The organism is Rhizobium sp. LARHSG275 (assembly GCF_052871115.1).
Genome location: NZ_JBIXJN010000003.1, coordinates 78501 through 101909, shown reverse-complemented (window position 1 = coordinate 101909; position 23409 = coordinate 78501). Strand labels below are relative to the sequence as shown.

The 23409-nt window shown below is 62.7% G+C and carries 19 protein-coding genes; 2 read left to right on the top strand and 17 right to left on the bottom strand.

Annotated elements, in window-relative coordinates:
* Positions 1 to 105 precede the first annotated feature (105 nt).
* From ACIPSK_RS04325 to aqpZ, 9 genes are all read right to left on the bottom strand, one after another.
* Positions 106 to 633 carry a DUF6886 family protein gene (locus ACIPSK_RS04325; protein WP_162115972.1) on the bottom strand — a complete coding sequence of 176 codons (528 nt, stop codon included), beginning with the start codon at positions 631 to 633 and terminating at the stop codon, positions 106 to 108.
* Positions 634 to 731: 98 nt separating this feature from the next.
* Entirely contained in the window at positions 732 to 2405 is a 1674-nt protein-coding gene (gene recN, locus ACIPSK_RS04320) for a DNA repair protein RecN (protein ID WP_162115971.1), read from the bottom strand.
* Positions 2406 to 2410: 5 nt separating this feature from the next.
* Positions 2411 to 3280: an outer membrane protein assembly factor BamD gene (locus tag ACIPSK_RS04315; protein WP_017965092.1), complete on the bottom strand. Its 870-nt coding sequence runs from the start codon at positions 3278 to 3280 to the stop codon at positions 2411 to 2413.
* A gap of 257 nt (positions 3281 to 3537) precedes the next feature.
* Positions 3538 to 4494, bottom strand: coding sequence for a UDP-3-O-acyl-N-acetylglucosamine deacetylase (gene lpxC / locus ACIPSK_RS04310; RefSeq protein WP_162115970.1), 957 nt, complete (start codon positions 4492 to 4494; stop codon positions 3538 to 3540).
* Positions 4495 to 4754: 260 nt separating this feature from the next.
* Positions 4755 to 6473: a cell division protein FtsZ gene (ftsZ, locus tag ACIPSK_RS04305; protein ID WP_162115969.1), complete on the bottom strand. Its 1719-nt coding sequence runs from the start codon at positions 6471 to 6473 to the stop codon at positions 4755 to 4757.
* Positions 6474 to 6528: 55 nt separating this feature from the next.
* Entirely contained in the window at positions 6529 to 7860 is a 1332-nt protein-coding gene (ftsA, locus tag ACIPSK_RS04300; protein ID WP_003561012.1) for a cell division protein FtsA, read from the bottom strand.
* Positions 7857 to 8789: a cell division protein FtsQ/DivIB gene (locus ACIPSK_RS04295; protein ID WP_162115968.1), complete on the bottom strand. Its 933-nt coding sequence runs from the start codon at positions 8787 to 8789 to the stop codon at positions 7857 to 7859. The genes ftsA and ACIPSK_RS04295 overlap by 4 nt, the downstream gene beginning before the upstream one ends.
* Positions 8777 to 9703: a D-alanine--D-alanine ligase gene (locus ACIPSK_RS04290; protein ID WP_162115967.1), complete on the bottom strand. Its 927-nt coding sequence runs from the start codon at positions 9701 to 9703 to the stop codon at positions 8777 to 8779. The genes ACIPSK_RS04295 and ACIPSK_RS04290 overlap by 13 nt, the downstream gene beginning before the upstream one ends.
* 273 nt (positions 9704 to 9976) lie before the next feature.
* Complete coding sequence (gene aqpZ / locus ACIPSK_RS04285) at positions 9977 to 10687, bottom strand: aquaporin Z (protein WP_348642884.1); 711 nt, start codon at positions 10685 to 10687, stop codon at positions 9977 to 9979.
* Between the two features lie 196 nt (positions 10688 to 10883).
* Here aqpZ and ACIPSK_RS04280 point away from each other — a divergent pair, with 196 nt between their 5' ends.
* Together ACIPSK_RS04280 and ACIPSK_RS04275 are read left to right on the top strand one after the other, a co-directional pair.
* Positions 10884 to 12197, top strand: coding sequence for an MFS transporter (locus ACIPSK_RS04280; RefSeq protein WP_162115965.1), 1314 nt, complete (start codon positions 10884 to 10886; stop codon positions 12195 to 12197).
* Positions 12198 to 12312: 115 nt separating this feature from the next.
* On the top strand, positions 12313 to 13242 hold the full coding sequence (locus ACIPSK_RS04275) for a UDP-glucose 4-epimerase family protein (RefSeq protein ID WP_162115964.1): 930 nt from the start codon (positions 12313 to 12315) through the stop codon (positions 13240 to 13242).
* A gap of 3 nt (positions 13243 to 13245) precedes the next feature.
* Here the strand turns inward: ACIPSK_RS04275 and murB are convergent, their stop codons facing one another.
* The 8 genes from murB to ACIPSK_RS04235 are packed head-to-tail and all read right to left on the bottom strand — an operon-like array spanning position 13246 to position 23409.
* Entirely contained in the window at positions 13246 to 14220 is a 975-nt protein-coding gene (gene murB / locus ACIPSK_RS04270) for a UDP-N-acetylmuramate dehydrogenase (RefSeq protein ID WP_162115963.1), read from the bottom strand.
* The gene (murC, locus tag ACIPSK_RS04265) at positions 14217 to 15632 is read right to left on the bottom strand and encodes a UDP-N-acetylmuramate--L-alanine ligase (RefSeq protein WP_017965101.1); all 1416 of its coding nucleotides are present in this window, start codon (positions 15630 to 15632) and stop codon (positions 14217 to 14219) included. The genes murB and murC overlap by 4 nt, the downstream gene beginning before the upstream one ends.
* On the bottom strand, positions 15629 to 16753 hold the full coding sequence (gene murG / locus ACIPSK_RS04260; protein WP_162115962.1) for an undecaprenyldiphospho-muramoylpentapeptide beta-N-acetylglucosaminyltransferase: 1125 nt from the start codon (positions 16751 to 16753) through the stop codon (positions 15629 to 15631). Before murG ends, murC begins: the two co-directional genes overlap by 4 nt.
* Positions 16754 to 16759: 6 nt before the next feature.
* The gene (ftsW, locus tag ACIPSK_RS04255; RefSeq protein WP_017965103.1) at positions 16760 to 17914 is read right to left on the bottom strand and encodes a putative lipid II flippase FtsW; all 1155 of its coding nucleotides are present in this window, start codon (positions 17912 to 17914) and stop codon (positions 16760 to 16762) included.
* Position 17915: 1 nt separating this feature from the next.
* Positions 17916 to 19328, bottom strand: a complete 1413-nt coding sequence (gene murD, locus ACIPSK_RS04250) for a UDP-N-acetylmuramoyl-L-alanine--D-glutamate ligase (RefSeq protein WP_162115961.1) — start codon at positions 19326 to 19328, stop codon at positions 17916 to 17918.
* A 7-nt stretch (positions 19329 to 19335) separates the two neighbouring features.
* Positions 19336 to 20436: a phospho-N-acetylmuramoyl-pentapeptide-transferase gene (gene mraY / locus ACIPSK_RS04245; RefSeq protein ID WP_017965105.1), complete on the bottom strand. Its 1101-nt coding sequence runs from the start codon at positions 20434 to 20436 to the stop codon at positions 19336 to 19338.
* A gap of 22 nt (positions 20437 to 20458) precedes the next feature.
* Positions 20459 to 21892 (bottom strand): UDP-N-acetylmuramoylalanyl-D-glutamyl-2,6-diaminopimelate--D-alanyl-D-alanine ligase, encoded by a 1434-nt coding sequence (locus ACIPSK_RS04240; RefSeq protein WP_162115960.1) that lies wholly within the window; start codon positions 21890 to 21892, stop codon positions 20459 to 20461.
* Entirely contained in the window at positions 21889 to 23409 is a 1521-nt protein-coding gene (locus tag ACIPSK_RS04235; RefSeq protein WP_162115959.1) for a UDP-N-acetylmuramoyl-L-alanyl-D-glutamate--2,6-diaminopimelate ligase, read from the bottom strand. The genes ACIPSK_RS04240 and ACIPSK_RS04235 overlap by 4 nt, the downstream gene beginning before the upstream one ends.

Below are 23409 nucleotides of genomic sequence, written 5' to 3'. Positions count from 1 at the left end.
CACTCCAGAGAATCTGGCCAGAAAATCTGGATTGTTTTTAGAGCAAAATTGCCGGATGAAAAGAGAGGCTGGATATCCTGCATCGGGAAGATTGGTTTCCTGCGCCTACTCCCAATCCCTGGCATTGCGCAGCCGGATGCCGCTGACATGCAGGCTGGTGCTCCAGAGGTTCTTCAACGGCCGCAAGCTATCGAGCACCCGAAGTTCCACCGCGCGCGGCGCAAACTCCTGGTCGAGCCGCGAGATGGCCGTCCTCTCCATGGGAATGACGCGTCTGCGCGCCACCCACATGCCCGCATCATCTAGATTCTCGAAGCCTTCGGGCGGCATCTCATAACGGTGGATCGTCTCCGCTTCGAGCCTTTCCAGCCACCGGCGCTCGATGAAAGCCGCAGCACGCCAGTCGCCGAGCCAGTGCCGCCGTTCGGTCTCCGGCGTATCGGCTGTCGCCCAGAGCAGGATGCGGGGACAATCGCGCGGAAAGAGATACAGGAAATCATGATCGGCATCGATTGCCCAGACGAGCGGACCGTTCAGCCATCTCCGGCCGGGCGCGCGGTCTGAAGGAACGCGAACCGGGCGTGGCTCGAACGCCGCGATACCGGCATCGTCGCTGAAATGAAAAAGCCGCATGGCATGAGCTCGTCGCCGATCGGGAAGCTTCAGCCCATATCGCGCCGCAGGATGGTTGTCATCCCGCCGCCGGAGCCGGAAGAGCATCGGAAGAAAAATCAGCCGTTGCCGGCTAGCAGCCGCTTCGCTGCCGCCCTCGCCTCTTCTGTGACCGAAGCCCCAGCCAGCATACGGGCGATCTCCTCGGTGCGGTCCTTCTGCGCCATCGTCGCGACGCGCGTGGCAATCTTTTCAGAACCGTCGGCCGACGGTCCCTTGGAAATCAAGAGATGCGTCGCCGCCCGCGCCGCGACTTGAGGCGCATGCGTGACCGACAGCACCTGCACTCGCTCAGACAGCCGCTTCAGCCGCTGGCCGATCGCATCGGCCACCGCACCGCCGACGCCGGTATCGATTTCGTCGAAGACCAGTGTTGGGGCCGATCCGCGATCGGCGAGCGCCACTTTCAGCGCCAGCAGGAAACGCGACAGTTCGCCGCCCGAGGCGACCTTCATGATCGAGCCAGGCCGTGTGCCCGGATTGGTCTGAACATGGAACTCGACGACGTCGATGCCCTCGGCGAGCGCCTCCCCCGCATCCGTGCTGATCTCGACCATGAAACGGGCCCGTTCGAGCTTCAGCGCCGGCAGCTCGGCCATGACGGCCCCAGCCAGCGCGGTGCCGGCATGATGGCGCTTGTCGGAGAGCGAGCGCGCCGCCGCATCGTAATTTTCCCGCGCCAGGCCGACCTCGGCTTCGAGCCGCGCAAGCCTCTCCTCGCCCGCGTCGAGATCGGCAAGATCGGCGATCATGCGCACGGCAAGCGCCGGCAGTTCGGTGACGGGCACGGAATATTTGCGCGAGGCGGCCCGCAGCGCGAAAAGCCGCTCCTCCACCCGCTCCAGCTCTCTCGGATCGTATTCGGTCTTGCGCAGCGCCGCCTCGACTTCCATCTGCGCGTTGGAAAGCTGATCAAGCGCGGCATCGAGCAGCGTCACGGTGTCTTCGAGCAGTCCCGGCGCCTCATGGCTCTTGCGCTCCAGCCGGCGCACCAGCGAGGCAATATGGGGCACCGGCGATGCATTGCCGTTCAGGAATTCGGACGCCTCGGCGATATCGCCGGCAATTCGCTCGGCTTTCATCATCTTCTGCCGGCGATCGGCGAGCTCTTCCTCCTCGCCATCCTGCGGCTGGAGCTTCTCGAGTTCCGCGACGGACGAGCGCAGGTAGTCGGCTTCGCGCGCCGCACTTTCCACCTTCTCGCGGTGCTTCTTCAGCGTCCGCTCGCTATCACGCCACAAGCGATAGAGCCTGGAGACCGCCGAAACCTCGTCGGTGAGGCCGGCGAAGGCATCGAGCAGCGTGCGGTGAGCGTTGGTGTCGACCAAGGCGCGATCGTCATGCTGGCCGTGGATTTCGACGAGCATCTGACCGGCCTGGCGCATCAGTTGCACGCTGACCGGCTGGTCGTTGACGTAGGCCTTGGTGCGCCCATCCGCCGATTGCTGGCGGCGGAAGATCAAGTCGCCCTCGTCATCGATGCCGTTTTCGCGCAGCAGTGTGCGGGCGCCGTGTTCCATGCCGACGTCGAACACCGCCGTCACCTGGCCCTTGTCCTCGCCATGGCGCACCAAATCGCCGTCGCCGCGCCCACCAAGCGCCAGCGACAAGCTGTCGAGCAGGATGGATTTGCCCGCCCCGGTCTCGCCCGTCAGCACGGAGAGGCCGGTCTCGAAGGCAAGATCCAGCCGCTCGATCAGGACGATATCGCGGATCGAAAGCTGGATCAGCATTGGCCTCAGGAACCGAGAAGAAGTTTCTTGCCCGCTGCCGCGATCCACGAGCCCTTGTTTTCACGCGGCTCGGCACCGCCGCTCTGCAGCAGCTTATAGGAATCAGCATACCACTGGCTGTCGGGATAATTGTGACCGAGAACGGCAGCGGCTGTCTGCGCCTCGTCGACGATGCCCATGGCGTAATAAGCTTCGACGAGGCGCGCTAAGGCCTCTTCGATCTGGTTCGTATTCGGATATTTCTCGACGACGATGCGGAAGCGCGAGATCGCGGCGAGATATTCCTTCCGCTCCATGTAGTAGCGGCCGATCTGCATTTCCTTGCCGGCGAGCTGGTCGCGCGCGAAGCGGATCTTGGCCTGTGCGTCGTCGACATATTCGGAGTTCGGATAATTGTCGATGACGGCCTGCATCGCCTCGATCGTCTTGGCCGAGGCGCGCTGGTCCTGCGTCACGTCGACGATCTGCTTGGAATAGGTGAGACCGATAAGATACTGCACATAGGCAGCATCCTGGGACTTCGGATATTGCGACATGTAGCGATTGCCGGAAGCAAGCGCATCGTCCAAACGGCCCTGGCGATATTTGACGAAGGTGCTCATCACAAGCGCCTTGCGCGCCCATTCGGAGAACGGGTTTTCGCGGTCGATCGCGTCGAACTTGCGCGCCGCTTCCGCCATGTTGCCGGCCTTCATATTGGCAAGACCCTGGGTGTAGAGCACGTCAGGCGGATCGGTTTCGAGGCCGAGCTTGGTGATGTCGATATCGGGATCCGACTGGCAACCGGAGATCGAGGCGCCTGCGCTGAGCACCAGAAGCGATGCGAACAAAGCGCGCGCTGTCTTCATCATACCTTCAGATCCTGCATAACCCATTCGAAAGAACCCCACTGCTGCCGCTCTCTCCACGGCAGCCACGCCTCGCTGGCGTTTCTAGCCACAAATGTGCATCAAGAGCAACGCAATGATAAGGCATTAACGCATTTTTGTGGCAGCGGCCGAAGAATGACCGCCTTTTCAACTTCTTCCCGACCTGTGGCAGCCAAGCATCGATTATCGCCGCAGACGCAGTCGGACATAAAAAAAACCGCCTCCGGGAAAGAGGCGGCCTGGTCTTGAGAATATGCTGGAGGTCATGCCGACCAGGGAGCGAATTCCGAAGCGCTGACTGCGATCAGCTCGCGGGCAGCGACACGCTGGCGCGGCGTCGACGTCTCTACGACCTCATAGGCGGAGGGATCGGCGAGCAGCGCCTTCAGCGCATTGGCATTCATCTTGTGACCACCGCGATACGAGCGGTAGCAGCCGATGAACTGGGCACCGGCAAGCGACAGATCGCCGACGGCATCGAGCGTCTTATGGCGGACGAATTCGTCCTTGGCGTAACGCAGCCCTTCGACGTTGATGACGGTGTTGTCGTCCGAGATGACGACGGAATTTTCGAGTGAGGAGCCGAGCGCGTGGCCCGACGCCCAGAGGCGTTCGACATCGCGCATGAAGCCAAAGGTGCGGGCGCGGGAAAGTTCCGTCTTGAAGACGGCGGCTGTCATGTCGCCGGCCCACTTCTGCCGGCCGATCAGCGGGCAGTCGAAATCGATCTCGACTTCGAAGCGCGTACCATCATAGGGACGGAATTCACTCCAGGAGCCGCCATGCTCGATTCGCACCGGCTTGGTGATACGGATATAACGGCGCTTGACGCCAAGCGAGACGAGACCGACCTGCTCGATCGCCTCGACGAAGGGCAGCGAGCTGCCGTCCATGATCGGCATTTCGGAGCCCTGCACCTCGATCACCACATTGTCGAGGCCGAGCGCATAGACGGCGGCCATGACATGCTCGATCGTCGCGACCGAATGGGCGGGTGAGAAGCCGAGCACGGTGCAGAGGTCGGTATTGCCGACCTGCGAGGAAACAGCCTTGAGTTCGGTAATGTCGCCATTGTCATGCAGGCGCTGGAAAACGACGCCGGTGTCCGATTCCGCCGGGTTCAGAGTGATCGAGACTTCAGCGCCCGAATGCACTCCGATGCCCGAAAGCGTCACGGGACGCGATACCGTCGTTTGAAAACCCAGCAAGCCAATTGCCATAAATTCTGCCTTTATTCTTCCGCACCGGCGGTATGTCCGATCGGCGCGGTCATCGTTTATTCTGCAGCCGGAGCCTGTCGAAAGGTCTCATGGGGCAGTTTCGTTGCACCATACTTACGTGCGCCGGCGCTCCAATCCAAATCACTGTTTCTTTCGCTTTGTTACGAAGTCACGCAATTGAAATCGTTTGCGAATCACCGGCAGAAAAATAGCAATGCCCGGGACCTTGATCCCGGGCATGAACGGTGCCGATCACGGCCTCAGTTCGACTGGCGACGCAGGAATGCCGGGATTTCCAGCTGGTCGTCTTCCTGCATCATCCGGGCCTGCGGAACCGCGCGGCCCTGGTCGTCGAGGTTGCCGCGACGCGGTGCGTAGAGGCTTGCCTCCGGCGACAGCGGACGGCGCTGCTGCGAAGCGGCGGGCGGCGCGGCGATCATATCGGCGGCAACGGCGTCGTCGTCGCGGCGGCCAAGCGAATTGGTGATTCGCTTGAGCAGGCCCATCGGACCGCGCTCCTCCGCCGCATGCGCGGAGGCCGGCTGGGTGCGGTGGTCGAGTTCGGCCTGGACGACCGGCGGGAAATCCTCGACCTTCGGCATGCGCATCGGTTCGGGCGCCTGGCGGATGATCGGCTCCTGCCGAACCGGCTGCTGCTGGACCGGCTGGCTTATCACCGGCTGGCTCATGACGGGCGCCGGAGCCTGCTGCTGCACCGGTGCCGGACGCATTGCCGGAGCTTCCGGTGCAGGCGCAAAGATCTTGCTCTGCGGACGGAAGGTCTCCTGCTGTGCCGCCGGCTGCTGCAGCGGTGCGGCAGCACGCGGGGCCGGAATTTCGAGCTCGCGTTCCATCTCGGCTTCGCGGATGGTCTGCGCGATCGGATCCATGGCCTTCGGTGCCTGCATCACGGGGGCAGGCTGAACTACGGCCGCTGCCGGAGCAACAGCCGCGGAGGGACGGATAGCGGGCCTTGCTGCCGGTTGGAGGTTCCGCTCGGCGGCTTCGTTCATCGCCCGGTCGATGCCGGTTGCGACGACCGAGACGCGGATGATGCCTTCGAGCGATTCGTCGAAGGTGGCGCCGAGGATGATGTTGGCATCAGGATCGACTTCCTCGCGGATGCGGGTCGCGGCTTCGTCGACTTCGAAGAGGGTGAGGTCGCGACCGCCGGTGATGGAGATCAGCAGGCCCTGGGCGCCCTTCATCGAGGTTTCGTCGAGCAGCGGGTTGGCGATCGCAGCCTCTGCGGCCTGCAGCGCGCGGCCGGAGCCTGAAGCTTCGCCGGTGCCCATCATCGCGCGGCCCATCTCGCGCATTACCGAGCGGACGTCGGCGAAGTCGAGGTTGATGAGGCCTTCCTTGACCATCAGGTCGGTGATGCAGGCAACGCCCGAATAGAGAACCTGGTCAGCCATGGCGAAGGCATCGGCGAAGGTCGTCTTGTCGTTGGCAATGCGGAAGAGGTTCTGGTTCGGAATGACGATCAGCGTATCGACAGACTTCTGCAGTTCCTGGATGCCCATCTCGGCCAGGCGCATGCGGCGCCCGCCCTCGAAATGGAACGGCTTGGTGACGACGCCGACTGTCAGGATGCCCTTGTTGCGGGCCGCCTGCGCGACAACGGGAGCAGCGCCAGTGCCGGTGCCGCCGCCCATGCCGGCGGTGACGAAGCACATATGCGTGCCGTTCAGGTGATCGACGATTTCGTCGATGCACTCCTCGGCGGCCGCGCGGCCGACTTCCGGCTGCGAGCCGGCACCGAGGCCTTCGGTAACGTTGACGCCGAGCTGGATGATGCGCTCGGCCTTCGTCATCGTCAGCGCCTGCGCATCCGTGTTGGCGACGACGAAGTCGACGCCCTGGAGGCCGGCGGTAATCATGTTGTTGACGGCATTGCCGCCACCGCCGCCAACGCCGAACACGGTGATGCGCGGCTTCAGCTCTGTGATGTCAGGCTTTTGCAGCTTGATGGTCATGGTACCTGTTCCTTCTCTCTCTGGCCGCATCGCCACGCCGGCCAATTACGCAATTTCAGAAACTTTCCTTCAGCCACTGGCCCATGCGGGCTATGCGGCTGTTATTTCCCCCAAGCGACATGAGCAGACCGCTCTGTGACGCATGTGTCTCCATGTCCGCGACCTGCGGATAGATCATCAGGCCGACGGCCGTCGAAAAAGCTGGCCCCTTGGCCGCCGTCGGCAGTCCCGAGACGCCCATCGGACGACCGATGCGGACGTTGCGGGCAAGGATGCGCCGCGCCACGTCGGCAAGGCCGGTCAGCTGGCTCGCCCCGCCGGTCAGCACGACACGCTTGCCGACGATCGGGCTGAAGCCGGAGCGCTGGATACGATCGCGGATCAGTTCCATCGTTTCTTCGATTCGGGCGGACACGATGCGCGAAACCAGTGCCCGCGGCACCTGAGACGGTTGGTCGCGATCGTCCTCGCCGATCGGCGGGATCGAGATCAGCTCGCGCTCGTCGGAGGAATTCGAAAGGGCCGAGGCATGCACGACCTTCAGCCGCTCCGCATCCTCGATGCGGGTCGAAAGCCCGCGCGCCAGATCGGTGGTGACGTGATGGCCACCGAGGCCGACGGCATCCGTATGAACGAGTTTGCCCTCGGCAAAGACCGAGATCGTCGTCGTGCCGCCGCCCATGTCGATTGCCGCGCAGCCGAGCTCGACCTCGTCGTCGACGAGAGCTGCAAGGCCCGATGCATAGGGTGTCGCGACGATGCCCTCGACCGACAGATGCGCGCGGTTGACGCTAAGCTCAAGGTTCTTCAGCGCCGAGCGCTCCGCCGTCACGACATGCATGTCGACGCCGAGCGCATCGCCGTACATCGCCAGCGGATCGCGGATGCCGCGCTCGCCGTCGAGCGAGAAGCCGGTCGCCAGCGAATGCAGCACCGAACGGTCCTGGCGCAGCGACTGCTGGCAAGCCGCGGACAGCACCTTCTTCAGATCGTTGAGCTCGACTTCCTGGCCACCGAGATCGATCGTCGCCGTGTAGATGTCGCTGCCGAGGCGGCCGGCCGTCAGGTTGACGATCAGGCTTTCGACGGTCAGCCCCGCCATGCGCTCGGCCGCGTCAACGGCGAGACGGATGACGCCTTCCAGCGCGTCGAGATCGGCGATAACGCCGGTCTTGATGCCACGGGAACGCTGGTGGCCAATGCCGATGATCTCGATATTGTGCGTGCGGCCCGGTAGGATCTGGCTTTCCTCGCGCGGCGTCAGCCGGCCGATCATGCAGACGACCTTGGTCGAGCCGATATCGAGCACCGAAACGACATGCGACCGCTTCGATGAAAGCGGCTTCAGGCGCGGCAATCCGAAATGGGATGAACCGAACAAGCTCATATATTCTGCCCCGCCTTCTTCAATTCTTTCGTACGCTCCGTCACTGCCGTCTGCCTGCGGATCGCCGCCTCCGGCGTCAGCTGGATCGCGGTTCTGTCGGCCAGCCTGAGATCGACTGCAGCAATGTCCCGCTCCAGGAGCTGATGCTCCTTGTCGAACTTCGAAAGCGTCGCCAGTGCCTGGTCGATACGGTCTTCCGGCAGCTTGACGACGACGCCGTTATCCATGTGCAGGTCCCAGCGACGGCCCGATATCCAGACATAGGCCTTCACGCGGGCCTTCACGTCGGGCCACTTCGAGAAGGCTTCGTCGAGCGAAGCCGCCGCCGTTTCGGCATCGCGGCCGACGACGAGCGGCAGCGCCGAAAACTTGTTGTCGCGCAGCGGCGCAATGACGCTGCCGTTCTTCTCGATCAGGGAAAGCTCCTGCCCGTGCTGCCAGATCGCATAGGCCTGGCGCTCCTTGAGCTTCACTTCGATCGTCTTCGGATAAATCTTGCGGACCTCGACATTTTCGACCCAGGGAAGATGGGCGATCTTCCGGCGGGCGGCATCGACGTCGAGGGCGACCAGCGAGGTCGTGCCGTCAAGGCCGATCAGCTGCAGGATCTCGATTTCGGAGGTCTCCGAATTGCCGGAGACCTTGACGTCCTCGATCGCAAAACCCGCGGCCGTCGTTGTCGCCTGCGCGACAGCTTCCGTGTGGCCGCCCAGCGACATGCCGTAAAACCCCGTCGCAGCCAGGAAGGTGAGCGCCGAGACCGTGCCCGTATGAACGGGAATATGGATGCGGCCGCTGCAGAGGCTGATCAGGAAGCGCGTAACCCGGCGCAGCGGGCGCGGCAGCACAAACCGCTCTTCGGCTTCCATGATCGGAAGCACGGCATGATGGCTGGGGCGCCCTATCCTCTTGACTGTCAACGCAAACAAGACGCGTCCTCCACCATCCACCGGACAAACTGACCAAAGGAATAGCCGGCATGACCGGCCATTTCGGGCACGAGCGAGGTTGGAGTCATCCCTGGCTGGGTATTGACCTCCAGCCAGATGATTTCGCCGTCTTCGGAGAAACGATCGTCGTAACGAAAGTCGGACCGACTGACGCCGCGACAACCGATTGCCTGATGCGCCCTTAGGGACAATGTTTGTATTTTTTGGTAAATATTCGGTGAAATTTTCGCGGGGATGACGTGTTTTGAACCGCCCGCCGCATACTTGGAGTCGTAATCATAAAAATTGTGTCCCTGCGGCACCACTTCCGTGACACCGAGCGCAGCTTCACCCATGACGCCGCAGGTGAGTTCGCGACCGTAAACATAGCGCTCGACGATCACTTCCTCGCCGTAACGCCACTCGGGCGAACTGACGATCTGCGGCGGATGCGCCTGATCTTCGGTGACGATGACGACGCCGAAGCTCGACCCCTCGCGGAGGGGTTTCACCACATAGGGCGGCTTCATCGGATGTGTCGAGGGAAAGGCGAAACGGTTGACCACCTGCGATTCGGCGACCGGAATGCCGGCGGCGCCGGCAACGAGCTTCGCCTTGTCCTTGTCCATCGCCAGCGCCGAGGCAAGCACGCCCGAATGCGTATAGGGGATTTCGAGATATTCGAGGATGCCCTGAATGGTGCCGTCTTCGCCGAACGGGCCGTGGAGCGCATTGAAGACGACATCGGGCTTCAGCGCGGCGAGTTTTTCGGAAACGTCGCGCGCAACGTCGATGCGCGTCACGTCGAAACCCTCCGCTTCAAGAGCTTCTGCGCAAGCCTTTCCCGAGGAAAGGCTGACAGGCCTTTCCGAGGAAAATCCGCCCATCAGGACAGCGACATGCTTGCGACTCATCAACACCCCCAAAAAATAACTTCCATTCTCGAAATCGACGCTTGCGCGAAGCTGTCTGCGCCGTTTCAGGCCTTTGTCCGACCTGGGTGCATTAGAGCATCATTATGGTTAATGAAGTGTTTACTTTCGTTAACTCCGTCTTGCCGCGCCCTTGATTTTTTAACCTTCGCTTCTTCGGGAGTGTCGGAGCGAAGATGCCCGCCGACCCGCGAAAACAGAAAAGCCCGCGCAGAAAAACCGCGCGGGCTCAATGGGATAGATCATGTCTTGCAGTCAGTCGGCATCGTCGAGGATTTTCCACACGAGTCCGCCGAGCGCCCCACCCGCAAGCGGCGCAATCCAGAACAGCCAGAGCTGCTGCAGCGCCCAGCCACCGACGAAAAGCGCCTGGCCGGTGGAACGCGCCGGATTGACCGAGGTATTCGTCACGGGGATAGAAACGAGATGGATCAGCGTCAGCCCGAGGCCGATCGCAAGCGGCGCGAAGCCCGCAGGCACCCGGCTGCTAGTCGACCCCAGGATGATGATCAGGAAGAACATGGTGAGCAACACTTCGATCAGCAGCGCCGAAAGCAGTGAATAACCACCCGGAGAATGATCGCCATATCCGTTGGCGGCAAAGCCGCCAAGCTCAAACCCCGCCTTGCCGCTGGCGACGAGATAAAGCAGCGCCGCCGCAGCGATGGCGCCGACAATCTGCACGACGACATAGGGAACGAGACGCGCCGCCGGAAACCGTCCGGCAACCGTAAGGCCAAGCGAGACGGCAGGATTGAAATGACCGCCCGAAATGCCGCCCACGGCATAGGCCATGGTGAGCACGGTCAGACCGAACGCAAAGGCCACGCCGACAAAACCGATTCCAAGCTCGGGATAGGCGGCCGCCAGCACGGCGCTGCCGCATCCGCCGAAGACCAGCCAGAACGTGCCGAGAAATTCGGCAACTAGACTCTTTTGCATGCGCGCCTCCTTAACTTCAACCACGAGTTTAGATGAATCCGTTACAATTTGATTCCGGTCAAGCTCGCGGACATTGCTGTGGCAAGCTTCACGCAAGGATCGAGAAACGTGTTCGACATGCGATACCTACGGCGTCAGGAGACGTTTTCTCAGATCTGAAATTGCGCTAAGACCCGCCAGCCTCCCAGGGCGCTCCATAGAAATATTGATTGGAATGAAAATGACAGACGCGATCTCCGCATCGCCGACTCCCGCCTCGAACAGCGCGCAAGTCAATTCTCCGGCTCGCGTCCTCATCGCCAGCCTTGTCGGCACTACCATCGAATTCTTCGACTTCTACGTCTACGCGACGGCAGCCGTCCTCGTCTTCCCGCATCTCTTCTTCCCGGCGAGCGATTCGAACGCCGCAACGCTGCAGTCGCTCGTCACCTTCTCGATCGCCTTCTTCGCCCGCCCCATCGGCGCCGTCATTTTCGGTCATTTCGGCGACCGCATCGGCCGCAAGGCGACGCTCGTCGCCGCGCTGATGACGATGGGGCTTTCGACGGTCGTGATCGGCATGCTACCGGGTTATGATGCGATCGGCATCGCAGCACCCTTGTTGCTGGCGCTTTGCCGCTTCGGCCAGGGCCTCGGCCTCGGCGGCGAATGGGGCGGCGCCGTTCTGCTTGCCACCGAAAACGCTCCTCCCGGCAAACGCAGCTGGTACGCCATGTTCCCGCAGCTCGGCGCGCCGATCGGCTTCATCCTCTCCTCCGGCTTCTTCCTCATCCTGGCGGAAACGATGAGCAACGAGGATTTCCTCGACTACGGATGGCGCATTCCCTTCATCGCCAGCTTCGCCCTCGTCGCCGTCGGCCTCTATGTCCGCCTCAAGATCGCCGAGACGCCGGAATTCCGCAAAGCCGTCGAAAAGCACGAGCGCGTCGCCGTGCCGATCGAGGTGGTCTTCCGCGGTCATCTGCGCAGCCTGATCCTCGGCACCTTCATTGCAGTCGCGACTTTCGTGCTGTTCTACCTGATGACAGTCTTCACGCTCTCCTGGGGCACGACACCCTTGGAAAAGGGCGGGCTCGGTTATACGAGAGAGCAGTTCCTGGTCGTCCAGCTTGTCGGCGTCGTCTTCTTCGGCCTGACGATCCCACTCTCCGGCTGGCTCTCCGACCTCTACTCGCGCCGCCTCATCCTGACGCTGACGACGATTGCCATCGTGATCTTCGGCTTCTTCTACGCGACGCTATTGACCAGCGGTCTCACAGGCGCTTTCCTGTGCTCGATCATCGGCCTCGCCTTGATGGGCTTCACCTATGGTCCGATCGGCGCTGCCCTTGCCGCTCCCTTCCCGACCATGGTGCGCTATACCGGCGCCTCGATGACCTTCAACCTCGGCGGCATCTTCGGCGCTTCGCTCGCCCCTTATATCGCCACCTGGCTCGCCACCCATTACAGCCTGGACTATGTCGGCTACTACCTTGCCGCCTCGGCGGTGATCTCGCTGGTCTGCATCCGGCTGTCGGGCCGCGAGGAAGTCTAAGCCTCGAGCAGCAAGCAAACAACAAGCCGCGACTTGCCAATGTCGCGGCTTTTTTATTGATGCCGTGGGCACTTCCGGTTAACCGGAACACTCACGGCAAAACGGGGAGCAGATCATGCGATGCCTCATTACCGGAGCGGCCGGCTTTGTCGGTGGGCCTCTCGTCGAAAGACTGCATGGAGAGCAGATATGCGAGCTTGCGGTAACGACGCGATCTGCGGCCGTCAGCTTCCCGACCTCTGTGCGGCATTTCCCCATCGAGATAACAAGCGAAACCGATTGGACAGCAGTTCTCGAGGGTATCGATGTCATCGTCCATCTCGCCGCTCGTGTTCACATCATGAACGACCGCGCAGCCGATCCGCTTGCGGAATTTCGTCGGATCAACACCGCCGCTACGTTGAACCTCGCCGAGCAGGCCGCCCGCGCGGGCGTAAAAAGGTTCGTCTTCATCAGCAGCATCAAGGTCAATGGCGAGGAAAACGATAGACCCTTCCGGCACGACGATACGCCAATGCCGATCGATCCCTATGGCATTTCAAAGTTGGAAAGTGAAATCGGGCTGCATGAAATTGCCGCCCGAACAGGCATGCAAGTCGTGATCATTCGCCCGCCGCTCGTCTATGGACGCGGCGCGAGGGGCAATTTCGCCCTGCTCGTCGGACTTGTCAGGAAGAAGATACCGCTCCCCTTCGCGTCGCTGAAGAATCGCCGGACATTGGTCGCGCTTCCAAATCTCGTCGATCTGATCATCACCGGGATGAAGCATCCCGGCGCAGCCGGCCAGACCTTTCTCGCCGGCGATGGAGAAGATCTTTCGACTCCCGGGCTTATCGAAGGGATTGCCGCAGGATTGGGCGTTAAACCGATGCTGCTCCCCTTCCCCCCCGCCTTGTTGCAGATGGGCGCCAGGGTCACCGGAAAGGCCGCCGTCTACCAGCGTCTTTGCGGCTCCCTGCAGGTCGATATATCCCATGCTCGCGACGTGCTCGGCTGGTCGCCCGCCGTCACGCCGCGCGAAGGCCTGAAGCTTGCGGTGACGTAACCGTTACTCGCTCGTCACGCCATGGAACGGACGCACTTCGCGGCCGGGCATAAAGACGCCGAGGCGTTTGATTTCCCATTCGAGCTTGATGCCGTCTTTTTCGAAGACCTCGCGGCGCACCTGTTCGCCGAGATATTCGAGGTCGTAGCCGGTTGCCTGCCCCATGTTGATCATGAAGTTGCAGTGAAGCGACGACATCTGCGCTCCGCCGATGACGAGGCCGCGGCAGCCTGCCTCGTCGATCAGTTTCCAGGCCGAATGGCCAGCCGGGTTCTTGAAGGTCGAGCCGCCGGTCTTTTCGCGCACCGGCTGCACCGTCTCGCGGTGATTGCGCACCGCGTCCATCTCGGCGCGGATCTGCGCGCGCTCTTCCGGATAGCCCTCGAACAGCACGGAGGTGAAGATCAGATCTGTCGATGCGGTCGAATGCCGGTAGGAGTAGCCCATCTCGGCATTGGAAAGCACATGCTTGTCGCCCTTGCGGTCGACCGCATGGACTTCGATCAGCCGCTCGCGCGTCTCCACGCCGTTGGCCCCGGCATTCATGCGCGCCGCGCCGCCGATGCCGCCGGGAATGCCGTAGAGGAAATGGAAGCCGCCGATGCCATTGTCCATCGCCATCGCCGCCACATGCTTATCCGGGCAGATGGCGCCGGCGAGAATCCGGTTTTCGCCGGCGAGCTCGACGAAGCCGAACCCCTTGGCCGACAGGCGCAGCACGACGCCGGGAATGCCGCCGTCGCGAACCAGGATGTTGGAGCCGACGCCGACCACCGTCAGCGGCACCTCTTCCGGCAATATCTTCAGGAAGGCGATGAGATCGTCGATGTCATGCGGCTGGAACATCAGTTCGGCCAGACCGCCGGCCCTGAACCAGGTGACACGATCCATCGGGGCATCCGGCGTGATACGGCCGCGGATATCCTTTACACCGTCTCCGAGAGACGCGAGAAGCTTTTCCCCATTCACCTGTTTCATACGGACTTTCCCGATAGGCCTTCCAGTTGCTTGGGCAGCGCCGCCGCCCAGGATGTAATGCTCCCAGCCCCCAACAGAACCACGAAATCGCCAGGCTTTGCAACCTCCGCGACCATCTGCGGCAAAAGCTCCGCCGAGCTTAGAAAGCGGGCGTCGCGATGGCCGCCGGATTTGATGCGCGAGACCAGCGACACGGAATCGATACCCTCGATCGGATCTTCACCCGCCGCATAGACGGGTGCCAGGAAGATGCTGTCGGCATCGTTGAAGCAGGCGGCGAATTCCTCGAACAGGCTCGCAAGACGGCTAAAGCGATGCGGCTGGTGGACGGCGATGACACGCCCCTTGCAGGATTCTCGGGCGGCGCGCAGCACCGCCTTGATCTCGACGGGATGGTGGCCGTAATCATCGAATATCTGCACGCCGTTCCACTCACCGGTCAGCGTGAAACGGCGCTTGACGCCACCGAAGGAGGCAAGCCCCTTGGCGATATCGGCGCTCGATATGCCGAGCCGGTTGGCAACTGCGATCGCGGCCGTTGCGTTGGAAATATTATGGCGCCCCGGCATCGGCATGACCAGCCCCTTGAGCTCGATAACCTGGCCGGTGCGGCGGCGACGGATTTGGACGTCAAATATCGAGCGCGTGCCGTCGATGCGCACATTCATGAAACGCACGTCGGCCTGCGGGTTTTCGCCATAGGTGATGATCTTGCGGTCCTCGATGCGGCCGACCAACGACTGCACCTCGGGATGGTCGAGGCACATGACGCCGAACCCGTAGAACGGCACATTCTCGACGAACTGCCGGAAGGCGGCGCGCACGGCGTCGAAATTGCCGTAATGGTCGAGATGTTCCGGGTCGATATTGGTGATGACCGCGACATCGGCCGGAAGCTTCAGGAAGGTGCCGTCCGATTCATCGGCCTCGACCACCATCCACTCGCCCTCGCCCATGCGGGCATTGGTGCCGTAGGCATTGATGATGCCGCCATTGATGACGGTCGGGTCAAGTCCGCCGGCTTCGAGCAGCGCGGCGACCAGCGACGTGGTCGTCGTCTTGCCATGCGTGCCGCCGATGGCGATCGCATTGCGGAAGCGCATCAACTCGGCCAGCATCTCGGCGCGGCGCACCACCGGCAGCAGCTTTTCGCGCGCGGCGATGAGTTCCGGATTGCTCTTCTTAATCGCCGTCGAGACGACGACGACTTCGGCCTCACCCAGGTTTTCGGCTCGGTGACCGACAAACACTTCGATGCCCTTGTCGCGCAGGCGCTGGACATTGGCGCTGTCAGCCTGATCCGATCCCTGCACCTTATGGCCGAGATTGTGCAGCACCTCGGCAATGCCGCTCATGCCGATGCCACCGATGCCGATGAAATGGACGAGGCCGATCGTCTTCGGCAGTTTCATGCGCGTGTCCTCTTGAATTCTGCAATTGTCCGTCTGGCGGCAATAGCCTCAACCATGTCGGCAAGCAAGTTCGCGGCATCGGGTTTCCCGGCGCGTTTCGCCGCCGCCGCCATGTGCAAAAGCTTTTCCGGATCGTTCATGACAGCCGTCAGGATCGCTGCGATCTTCTCCGGCGAAAGCTCCGACTGGGCGATCACCTTTGCCCCGCCGGTCGCAGCAAGTGCCGCCGCATTCGCCGCCTGATCGTGATCGAGAGCGTGCGGGTAAGGCACGAGCACCGCAGGCCGGCCGATGACGGAGATTTCCGAAACCGTCGAGGCGCCCGAACGGCAGATGACGAGATGCGCCCTCGCCAGCCTCTCGGCCATGTCGGTAAAGAAGGGGGCGATATCGGCTCCCATCTCCAGCTTGGCGACGCAGCCGCTGACCATTTCCATATCCTCGGGACGCACCTGCTGGGTGATGCGCAGGCGCACGCGAAGCGCCTCGTCGAGCAGGCTGATCGCCGTCGGCAGCGCCTTGGAGAAATATTGCGCGCCCTGGCTGCCGCCGAAGACGACGAGGTTGAAGGCCTCGCCGGGATGCGACGGCGTGTAAGGCACCTCGGCCGCAGCGATGATCGCCGGGCGGACCGGATTGCCCGTCGTCACCGTCTTGTCTGGAAAGGCAGCGCCTCCCTCCGGCAGGAACCCGCCGGCGATGGCCTGCACGCGGGTTGCCAGGGCCTTGTTGGCGCGCCCCATCACCGCATTCTGCTCGTGGATCATCGAGGGCACGCCGAGCCGGGTGGCGGCGAGCAGCGGCGGCACGGTGGGATAACCACCGAAACCAACGACGATGATCGGCCGCAACCGCTGGATCAGTTTCTTCGCCGCCCGCATGCCGCTCCAGAGCGTCCATAGCGAGCGGGCGACAGCAACCGGGTTCTTCGAGCCGATCGTCGCCGACGGTACGACATGGATTTCCTCGGCCGGGAACTTGCCGGCATAGCGCTCAGCCCGGCTGTCCGTGACGAGATGCACCGAATAGCCGCGCTCCTTCAGCTTGAAGGCCAGCGCCTCCGCCGGGAACACATGGCCGCCGGTTCCCCCGGCGGCAAGCAGCACGATGCCTTTGCTCATAGTCTTCTACTCCGCCGGCATGCCGTGCGGGACGCGGAAGAGGCTCCGGTCCTGCGCGCGTTTTTCCGGTCGATGGCGCGTCAGCGCCAGAATGAAGCCGGCGGTGACGCAGATCGCGACCATAGACGAGCCGCCGTAGGAAATCAGCGGCAGCGTCATGCCCTTCGCCGGCAGCAATTCGAGATTGACGCCGATATTGATGATCGACTGAATGCCCATCTGCAGCACCAGGCCGGCGACGGCGAAACGGTTGAAGTCGTTGCGCTCGCGATAGGCATGCGACAGGCCGCGCAGCACCAGCACGGTAAACAGCGCAACGAGCGCCATGCAGAAGACGATGCCGAATTCCTCGGCCGCGACCGAGAAGATGAAGTCGGTATGCGCATCCGGGATGATGCGCTTGACGATCCCCTCGCCCGGTCCTTGGCCGAACCAGCTGCCGCGGATGATCGCCTCGCGCGCGGTGTCGATCTGGAAGGTGTCGCCTTCGCCGGTCATGAATTTGTCTATGCGCAACGCAACGTGCGGGAAGACGTAGTAGGCGCTGAGCAGGCCGCCGGCGCCGCCGATACCGAGCAGCATGATCCAGATCCATGGCATGCCGGCCATGAAGAACATCCCGCCCCAGACGGCCGTGGTCAGGATGGTCTGGCCGAGGTCCGGCTGCGCGATGAGAAGGGCTGCGACGATGCCGAACAGAATGATGGCAAAGAGATTGCCGGGGATCTCCGGCTGGCGCGCATGTTCGGCAAACAGCCAGGCGCAGACCACGACGAAGGCGGGCTTCATGAATTCCGATGGCTGGATGGAAAGGCCGGCGATCCAGATCCAGCGCCTGCCACCCTTGACCTCCTGCCCGACGAACAGCACCAGCACCATCATCGCGACCGAGACGATCAGGATCAGGATCGCGGTTCGCCGCACCTGGCGCGGCGTCAGGAACGACAGCCCGAGCATGACGCCGATCGAGGGGATCATGAAGGCCGCATGGCGCTTGACGAAGTGAAAAGGCTCGAGCCCGATGCGTTCGGCGACCGCAGGAGATGCCGCAAACGACAGCATGAATCCGATGCCCATCAGGAAGATGAACATTGCCAGGAAGAAGCGGTCGATGGTCCAGAACCAATCGGCCAGAGGCCCACGTTCCGCGCGGCTTACCATGTCATTTCTCTCCTGTTGCCGGACCGATCAGCATCGCAATCCCGTCAAGCGCCGCCACGTGGCCGACGAAGGCTTCACCCCTGACTTCGAAATTCTTATACTGGTCGAAGCTTGCGCAAGCCGGGGATAACATCACGGCCGAAGCGGCGCTCTCGTCGCGTTCGGCATCGGCCGCCGCATGCGCGACGGCGCGCTCCAGCGTGTCCGATATTTCGTAAGGAACAGCCTCGCCGAGCGTCGCAGCAAATTCCGCCGCCGCCTCGCCGATCAGATAGGCCTTGGCGATGCGCGGAAAATAGGGGGCGAGCGTCGTGATGCCGCCAGCCTTCGGCAGGCCGCCGGCAATCCAGTAGATGCGATCATAGCTCGAAAGGGCCGGCGCCGCAGCATCGGCATTGGTCGCCTTGGAATCATTGACGAAAACGACGCGGCCACGCTGCCCGACCGGCTGCATGCGGTGCTTGAGGCCGGGGAACGAGGCAAGGCCGGCGCGGATGTCTTCGGCGGAAACCCCGACGGCGACGCAGGCAGCGACGGCTGCAGCGGCGTTCTGGGCATTGTGGCTGCCGCGCAGCGTCTGGATGCCGTCGAGATCGACGAAAGGCAGCATCGCACCGCCGGCGGCCTGGATGAGCTTGGTGCCCTCGGCATAAATGCCGTCGGCCACGATGTTGCGGCGCGAGATGCGGACCACCTTGACGCCCGCCCGCTCGACGCGGTCGGCAATCAGCGCCGAATGGCTGTCGTCGATGCCGACGATTGCGACATCGCTGCCGGCGACCAGCCGTTCCTTGATGTCGGCATAATGCTGCATGGTGCCGTGACGATCGAGATGATCGGGCGTCAGGTTGAGCAGGATGCCGGCCGACGGATCCAGCGTCGGCGCCAGATCGATCTGATAGGAGGAGCATTCGACGACATAATAGCGCTCGGCCTTCGGCGGATCGAGCGTCAGCACCGCCGTGCCGATATTGCCGCCGAGCTGCGTGTCGTAGCCTGATGATTTCAAGATATGGGCGATCAGTGCCGTCGTCGTCGATTTGCCGTTGGTGCCTGTTATGGCGATGAAAGGGCAATCCGGCGCATGGGCGCGGCGCTCGCGCACGAAGAGCTCGACGTCGCCGACGATATCGACGCCGGCCGCGCGGGCAAGATCGACAGTCCAGTGCGGCTTCGGATGGGTGAGCGGCACGCCGGGCGACAGCACGAACAGCGCCTGCTGGCTCCAGTCGATGCTGTGCAGGTCCTCCGTCCTGATGCCTTCAGCCACGGCCTTGGCGACGCTGTCTGGATTGTCGTCCCAGGCGGTCACCTCGGCACCGCCTGATATCAGCGCCCGGGCGGTGGCAAAGCCGGAGCCGCCGAGCCCGAAGAGCGCGACCTTCCTATCCTTGAGCGTCGTGACCGGGATCATCGCTGCCTCACCGGAGCTTCAGCGTCGAGAGGCCAAGCATCGCAAGACCGACGGCGACGATCCAGAAGCGGATCACCACCTGGCTCTCGGTCCAGCCCTTCTTCTCGAAGTGATGATGGATCGGCGCCATCAGGAAGACGCGCCGGCCGGTCATCTTGAAGAAACCGACCTGGATGATGACCGACAGCGTCTCGATGACGAAGAGGCCGCCGATGATCGCCATGACGATCTCGTGCTTGGTGGCGACGGCGACGGTGCCGATCGTGCCGCCGAGTGCCAGCGATCCAGTGTCGCCCATGAAAATGGCGGCCGGCGGCGCGTTGAACCAGAGGAAGCCGAGGCCGGCGCCGATGACGGCGCCGAGCACGACGGCGAGCTCGCCGGTGCCGGGCACGAAATTGATCTGCAGGTAGTTCGCAAACACCACGTTGCCGGCGAGATAGGCGATGACGCCGAAGGAGGCGGCGGCGATCATCACAGGCACGATGGCAAGCCCGTCGAGACCGTCGGTCAGATTGACGGCATTGCCGGCGCCGACAATGACGAAGCCGCCGAAGACGACGAACATGATGCCGATATTGATCATGAAGTCCTTGAAGAAAGGAAAGGCGATCGAGGAGCCGAAGGTCGAGCCGGCAATCCCCGAGGCAAGAGCGGTGCGCATCATGAAATAGACGGCGATGCCGGCGATGACGAATTCGATGCCGAGACGCGCCTTGCCCGAAAAGCCCATATGGCTCTGCTTCGTGACCTTAAGGTAATCGTCGTAGAAGCCGATCGCGCCGAAGCCCAGCGTTACCAGCAGCGTGGCGACGACATAGACGTTGGAAAGATCGGCCCAGAGCAGCGATGCGCCGATGATGCCGGCGAGGATCATCAGCCCGCCCATGGTCGGCGTGCCGGCCTTCTTGAAATGCGTCTGCGGCCCGTCGGCGCGGATCGGCTGGCCCTTGCCTTGGCGGATGCGCAGCGAATTGATGATCGTCGGCCCGAACAGGAAGACGATCAGCGCTGAGGTGAAGAGAGCGGCCCCCGTGCGGAAGGTAATATATCTGAACAAATTCAGAAATTTGAAATATTCCGACAGTTCGACAAGCCAGATCAGCATTCAGGGCCCCTTGTTTACCCGATCAAAATTCGCGTTGCGTGTCGGCAAATGGCGGGAACTTGTCAAGGAGCGCGGCGACGATCTTGCCGAAACCGATGCCCAGAGACGATTTCACCATCAACACGTCGCCCGGCGCGACCGAGTTCAATACATAATCCGTCAATTCGCTCGTGTTCTCGCGATATTCGACATGGACGCTTTCCGGCAACGATTCCTTGAGCGTTGCCATCTCGGCTCCGGCCAGCCAGACATGTTCGATACCGGCGGCAAGCAGCGGCACCGCAAGGTCGGTATGGACCTTCTGCGCATAGTCGCCCATCTCAAGCATATCGCCGAGTACGGCGATACGGCGTCCGCGGCCGGTCGGCTCGGAGGCCGCCAGCAGCGCGATCGCCGCGCGCATCGAGGCCGGATTGGCATTGTAGCTCTCGTCGATCAGCGTGAAGCTGCCGCTGCCGATCGAAAGTCGGTGGCGCTTGCCCCTGCCCTTTTCCGGCTTCAGCGTCGCGAGCGCTTCGATCGCCTTCTGCATATCGGCGCCGACGATCCTGACGACGCCGAGCGCTGCGAGCGCATTCTCGGCGATATGGCGGCCCGGCGCGCCGAGCGCAACTTCCAGCGTCTCGCCGCCAATCGTCAGCCACAGCGTCGAATTCTCGTCGGAGCCATTGAATTCTGCGAGCCGGAATTCGGCCTTGGCATGCTGGCCGAAGGAATGGATATGCTCGATGCCGTGTGATTGCGCCGTGCGGTCGAGGAAATTGAACTGGTCGTTGTCGCGGTTGAGCACGACATGTCCACCGGGTTCGAGCCCCTCGAAGATCTCAGCCTTGGCGGCGGCGATTTCCTTGATATTCTTGAAATTGCCGAGATGCGCCGGCGCGATCGTCGTGATGATGGCGACATCGGGACGGATCATCGCCACCAGCGGCCGGATCTCGCCGGGATGGTTCATTCCGACTTCGAAGACGCCGTAATCCGTATCCTCAGGCATGCGTGCCAGCGTCAGCGGCACGCCCCAATGATTGTTGAAGGAGGCGACGGAGGCGTGGACCTTGCCGGAGGGCGACAGCACATGCCGCAGCATTTCCTTGGTGGTCGTCTTTCCCACAGATCCCGTCACCGCGATGATCTGGGCCTTTGAGCGCTCGCGCGAGGCAAGGCCAAGCCGGCCGAGTGCCGCGAGCACGTCTTCCACGACGATCATCGGCACCGTCAGCCGACCCATGGCGGGAAGCCTCGCCTCACTGACGACGAGAAGGGAGGCACCGTTCGCCATCGCCATCGATGCGTAGTCGTGACCGTCGACACGGTCGCCCTTGATCGCGAAGAAGGCTTCGCCTAGCGAAATTGAACGGCTGTCGATGGAGATGCCGGTGATGCCTTCGGGCGGAGTGCCGAAGGGGCGCCCCGCCATCGCTGCGATCATGTCTTCGGTCGTCCAGAGCCAGCTCAAGATTTCAGGTCCTCCAAGGCCTTGCGCACCTCCGCATGATCGGAAAACGGCAGGGTGACGTCGCCGATCGTCTGCCCTTCCTCGTGCCCCTTGCCGGCGACGATCAGCGTATCGCCGGATCTCAGCATGCCAACCGCCTCGCGGATCGCCGCGGCGCGATCGGCAATTTCCGAGGCGCAGCTTGCTGCCGCCATGATCTCCGCCCGGATCGAGGCCGGGTCCTCCGAACGCGGATTATCGTCGGTGACGATGACGACGTCGGCAAGTCGGCAGGCGATTTCGCCCATGATCGGCCGCTTGCCGCGGTCACGGTCGCCGCCGCAGCCGAAGACGACGATGACGCGGCCGGTGGTGAAGGGTCTGACCGAGGCCAGCACGTTTTCCAGCGCGTCCGGCTTGTGGGCGTAGTCGACATAGGCGAGCGCCCCGTCTTTTGTATGGCCGACCAGTTCGAGACGGCCGGACGCACCGACGAGCTTCTCGAGCGCGGCCATCGCAACCTTCGCCTCAACGCCGGTCGACATGGCAAGCCCCGCCGCGACCAGCGCGTTGGCGACCTGGAAGTCGCCGGCCAGCGGAATGTCCACCTCGAAGATCTCGCCGCCGATATGGATCTCGGCCATCTGCTTGTGGCGGAAGTGCTCGACTCGCTTCAACGAGAGGTAATCACCCTTTCGCCCGACGGTACGAACGTCGTGACCGGCATCGGTGGCGGCCTTGATCGCCTGCGCCGACCACGGGTCGTCAGCGAAGATCACCGCTGGCGACCCCTTCGGCAACAGCGTATCGAAAAGCCGCATCTTGGCGGCCATATAGGACTCGATCGTGGGATGATAATCCATGTGGTCCCGGCCGAGATTGGTGAAGGCGGCTGCCGCAAGCTTCACGCCGTCGAGCCGGCACTGGTCGAGGCCGTGGCTGGAGGCCTCCATCGCGGCATGCGTCACGCCCTCTCCGGCAAGTTCCGCCAACAGCTCATGGAGCGACACAGGATCGGGCGTCGTCAGCGAGCCATATTCGTTGCGCGTCGGCGAGACGACGCCCGTCGTGCCGATCATTGCGGCCGCGTGGCCAGCATGCGCCCAGATCTGCCGGGTGAAAGAAGCGACGGAGGTTTTGCCCGCGGTGCCGGTGACGGCGACCATGGTATCGGGCTGCCTGCCATGGAAACGCGCGGCGGCGATGGAAAGGAAACGCCGCGGCTCCTTGACCGCAAGCACCGGGATCGCAGCAGCGACGGCTTGGGAGGCGATCGCGACGGCAGCGCCGCGGCCGGCGGCATCCGCGATGAAGCCTGCGCCGTCCGCCTTGGTGCCGGCGACCGCGACGAAAGCATTGCCCGGCGCCACCTTGCGGCTGTCCGAAGACAGGCCTGAAATATCAAGCAAGCCTGCCGGGCCTTCGAGCTGTGCTTCAAGTTCCGGAAACTGATCTCCGGCCAGGTCTCGCAATTTCATCGCACGCACTTTTCTCTCTTGAATCCGGTTCACCCCTCGCGAATCGGCGTCGATATTCAT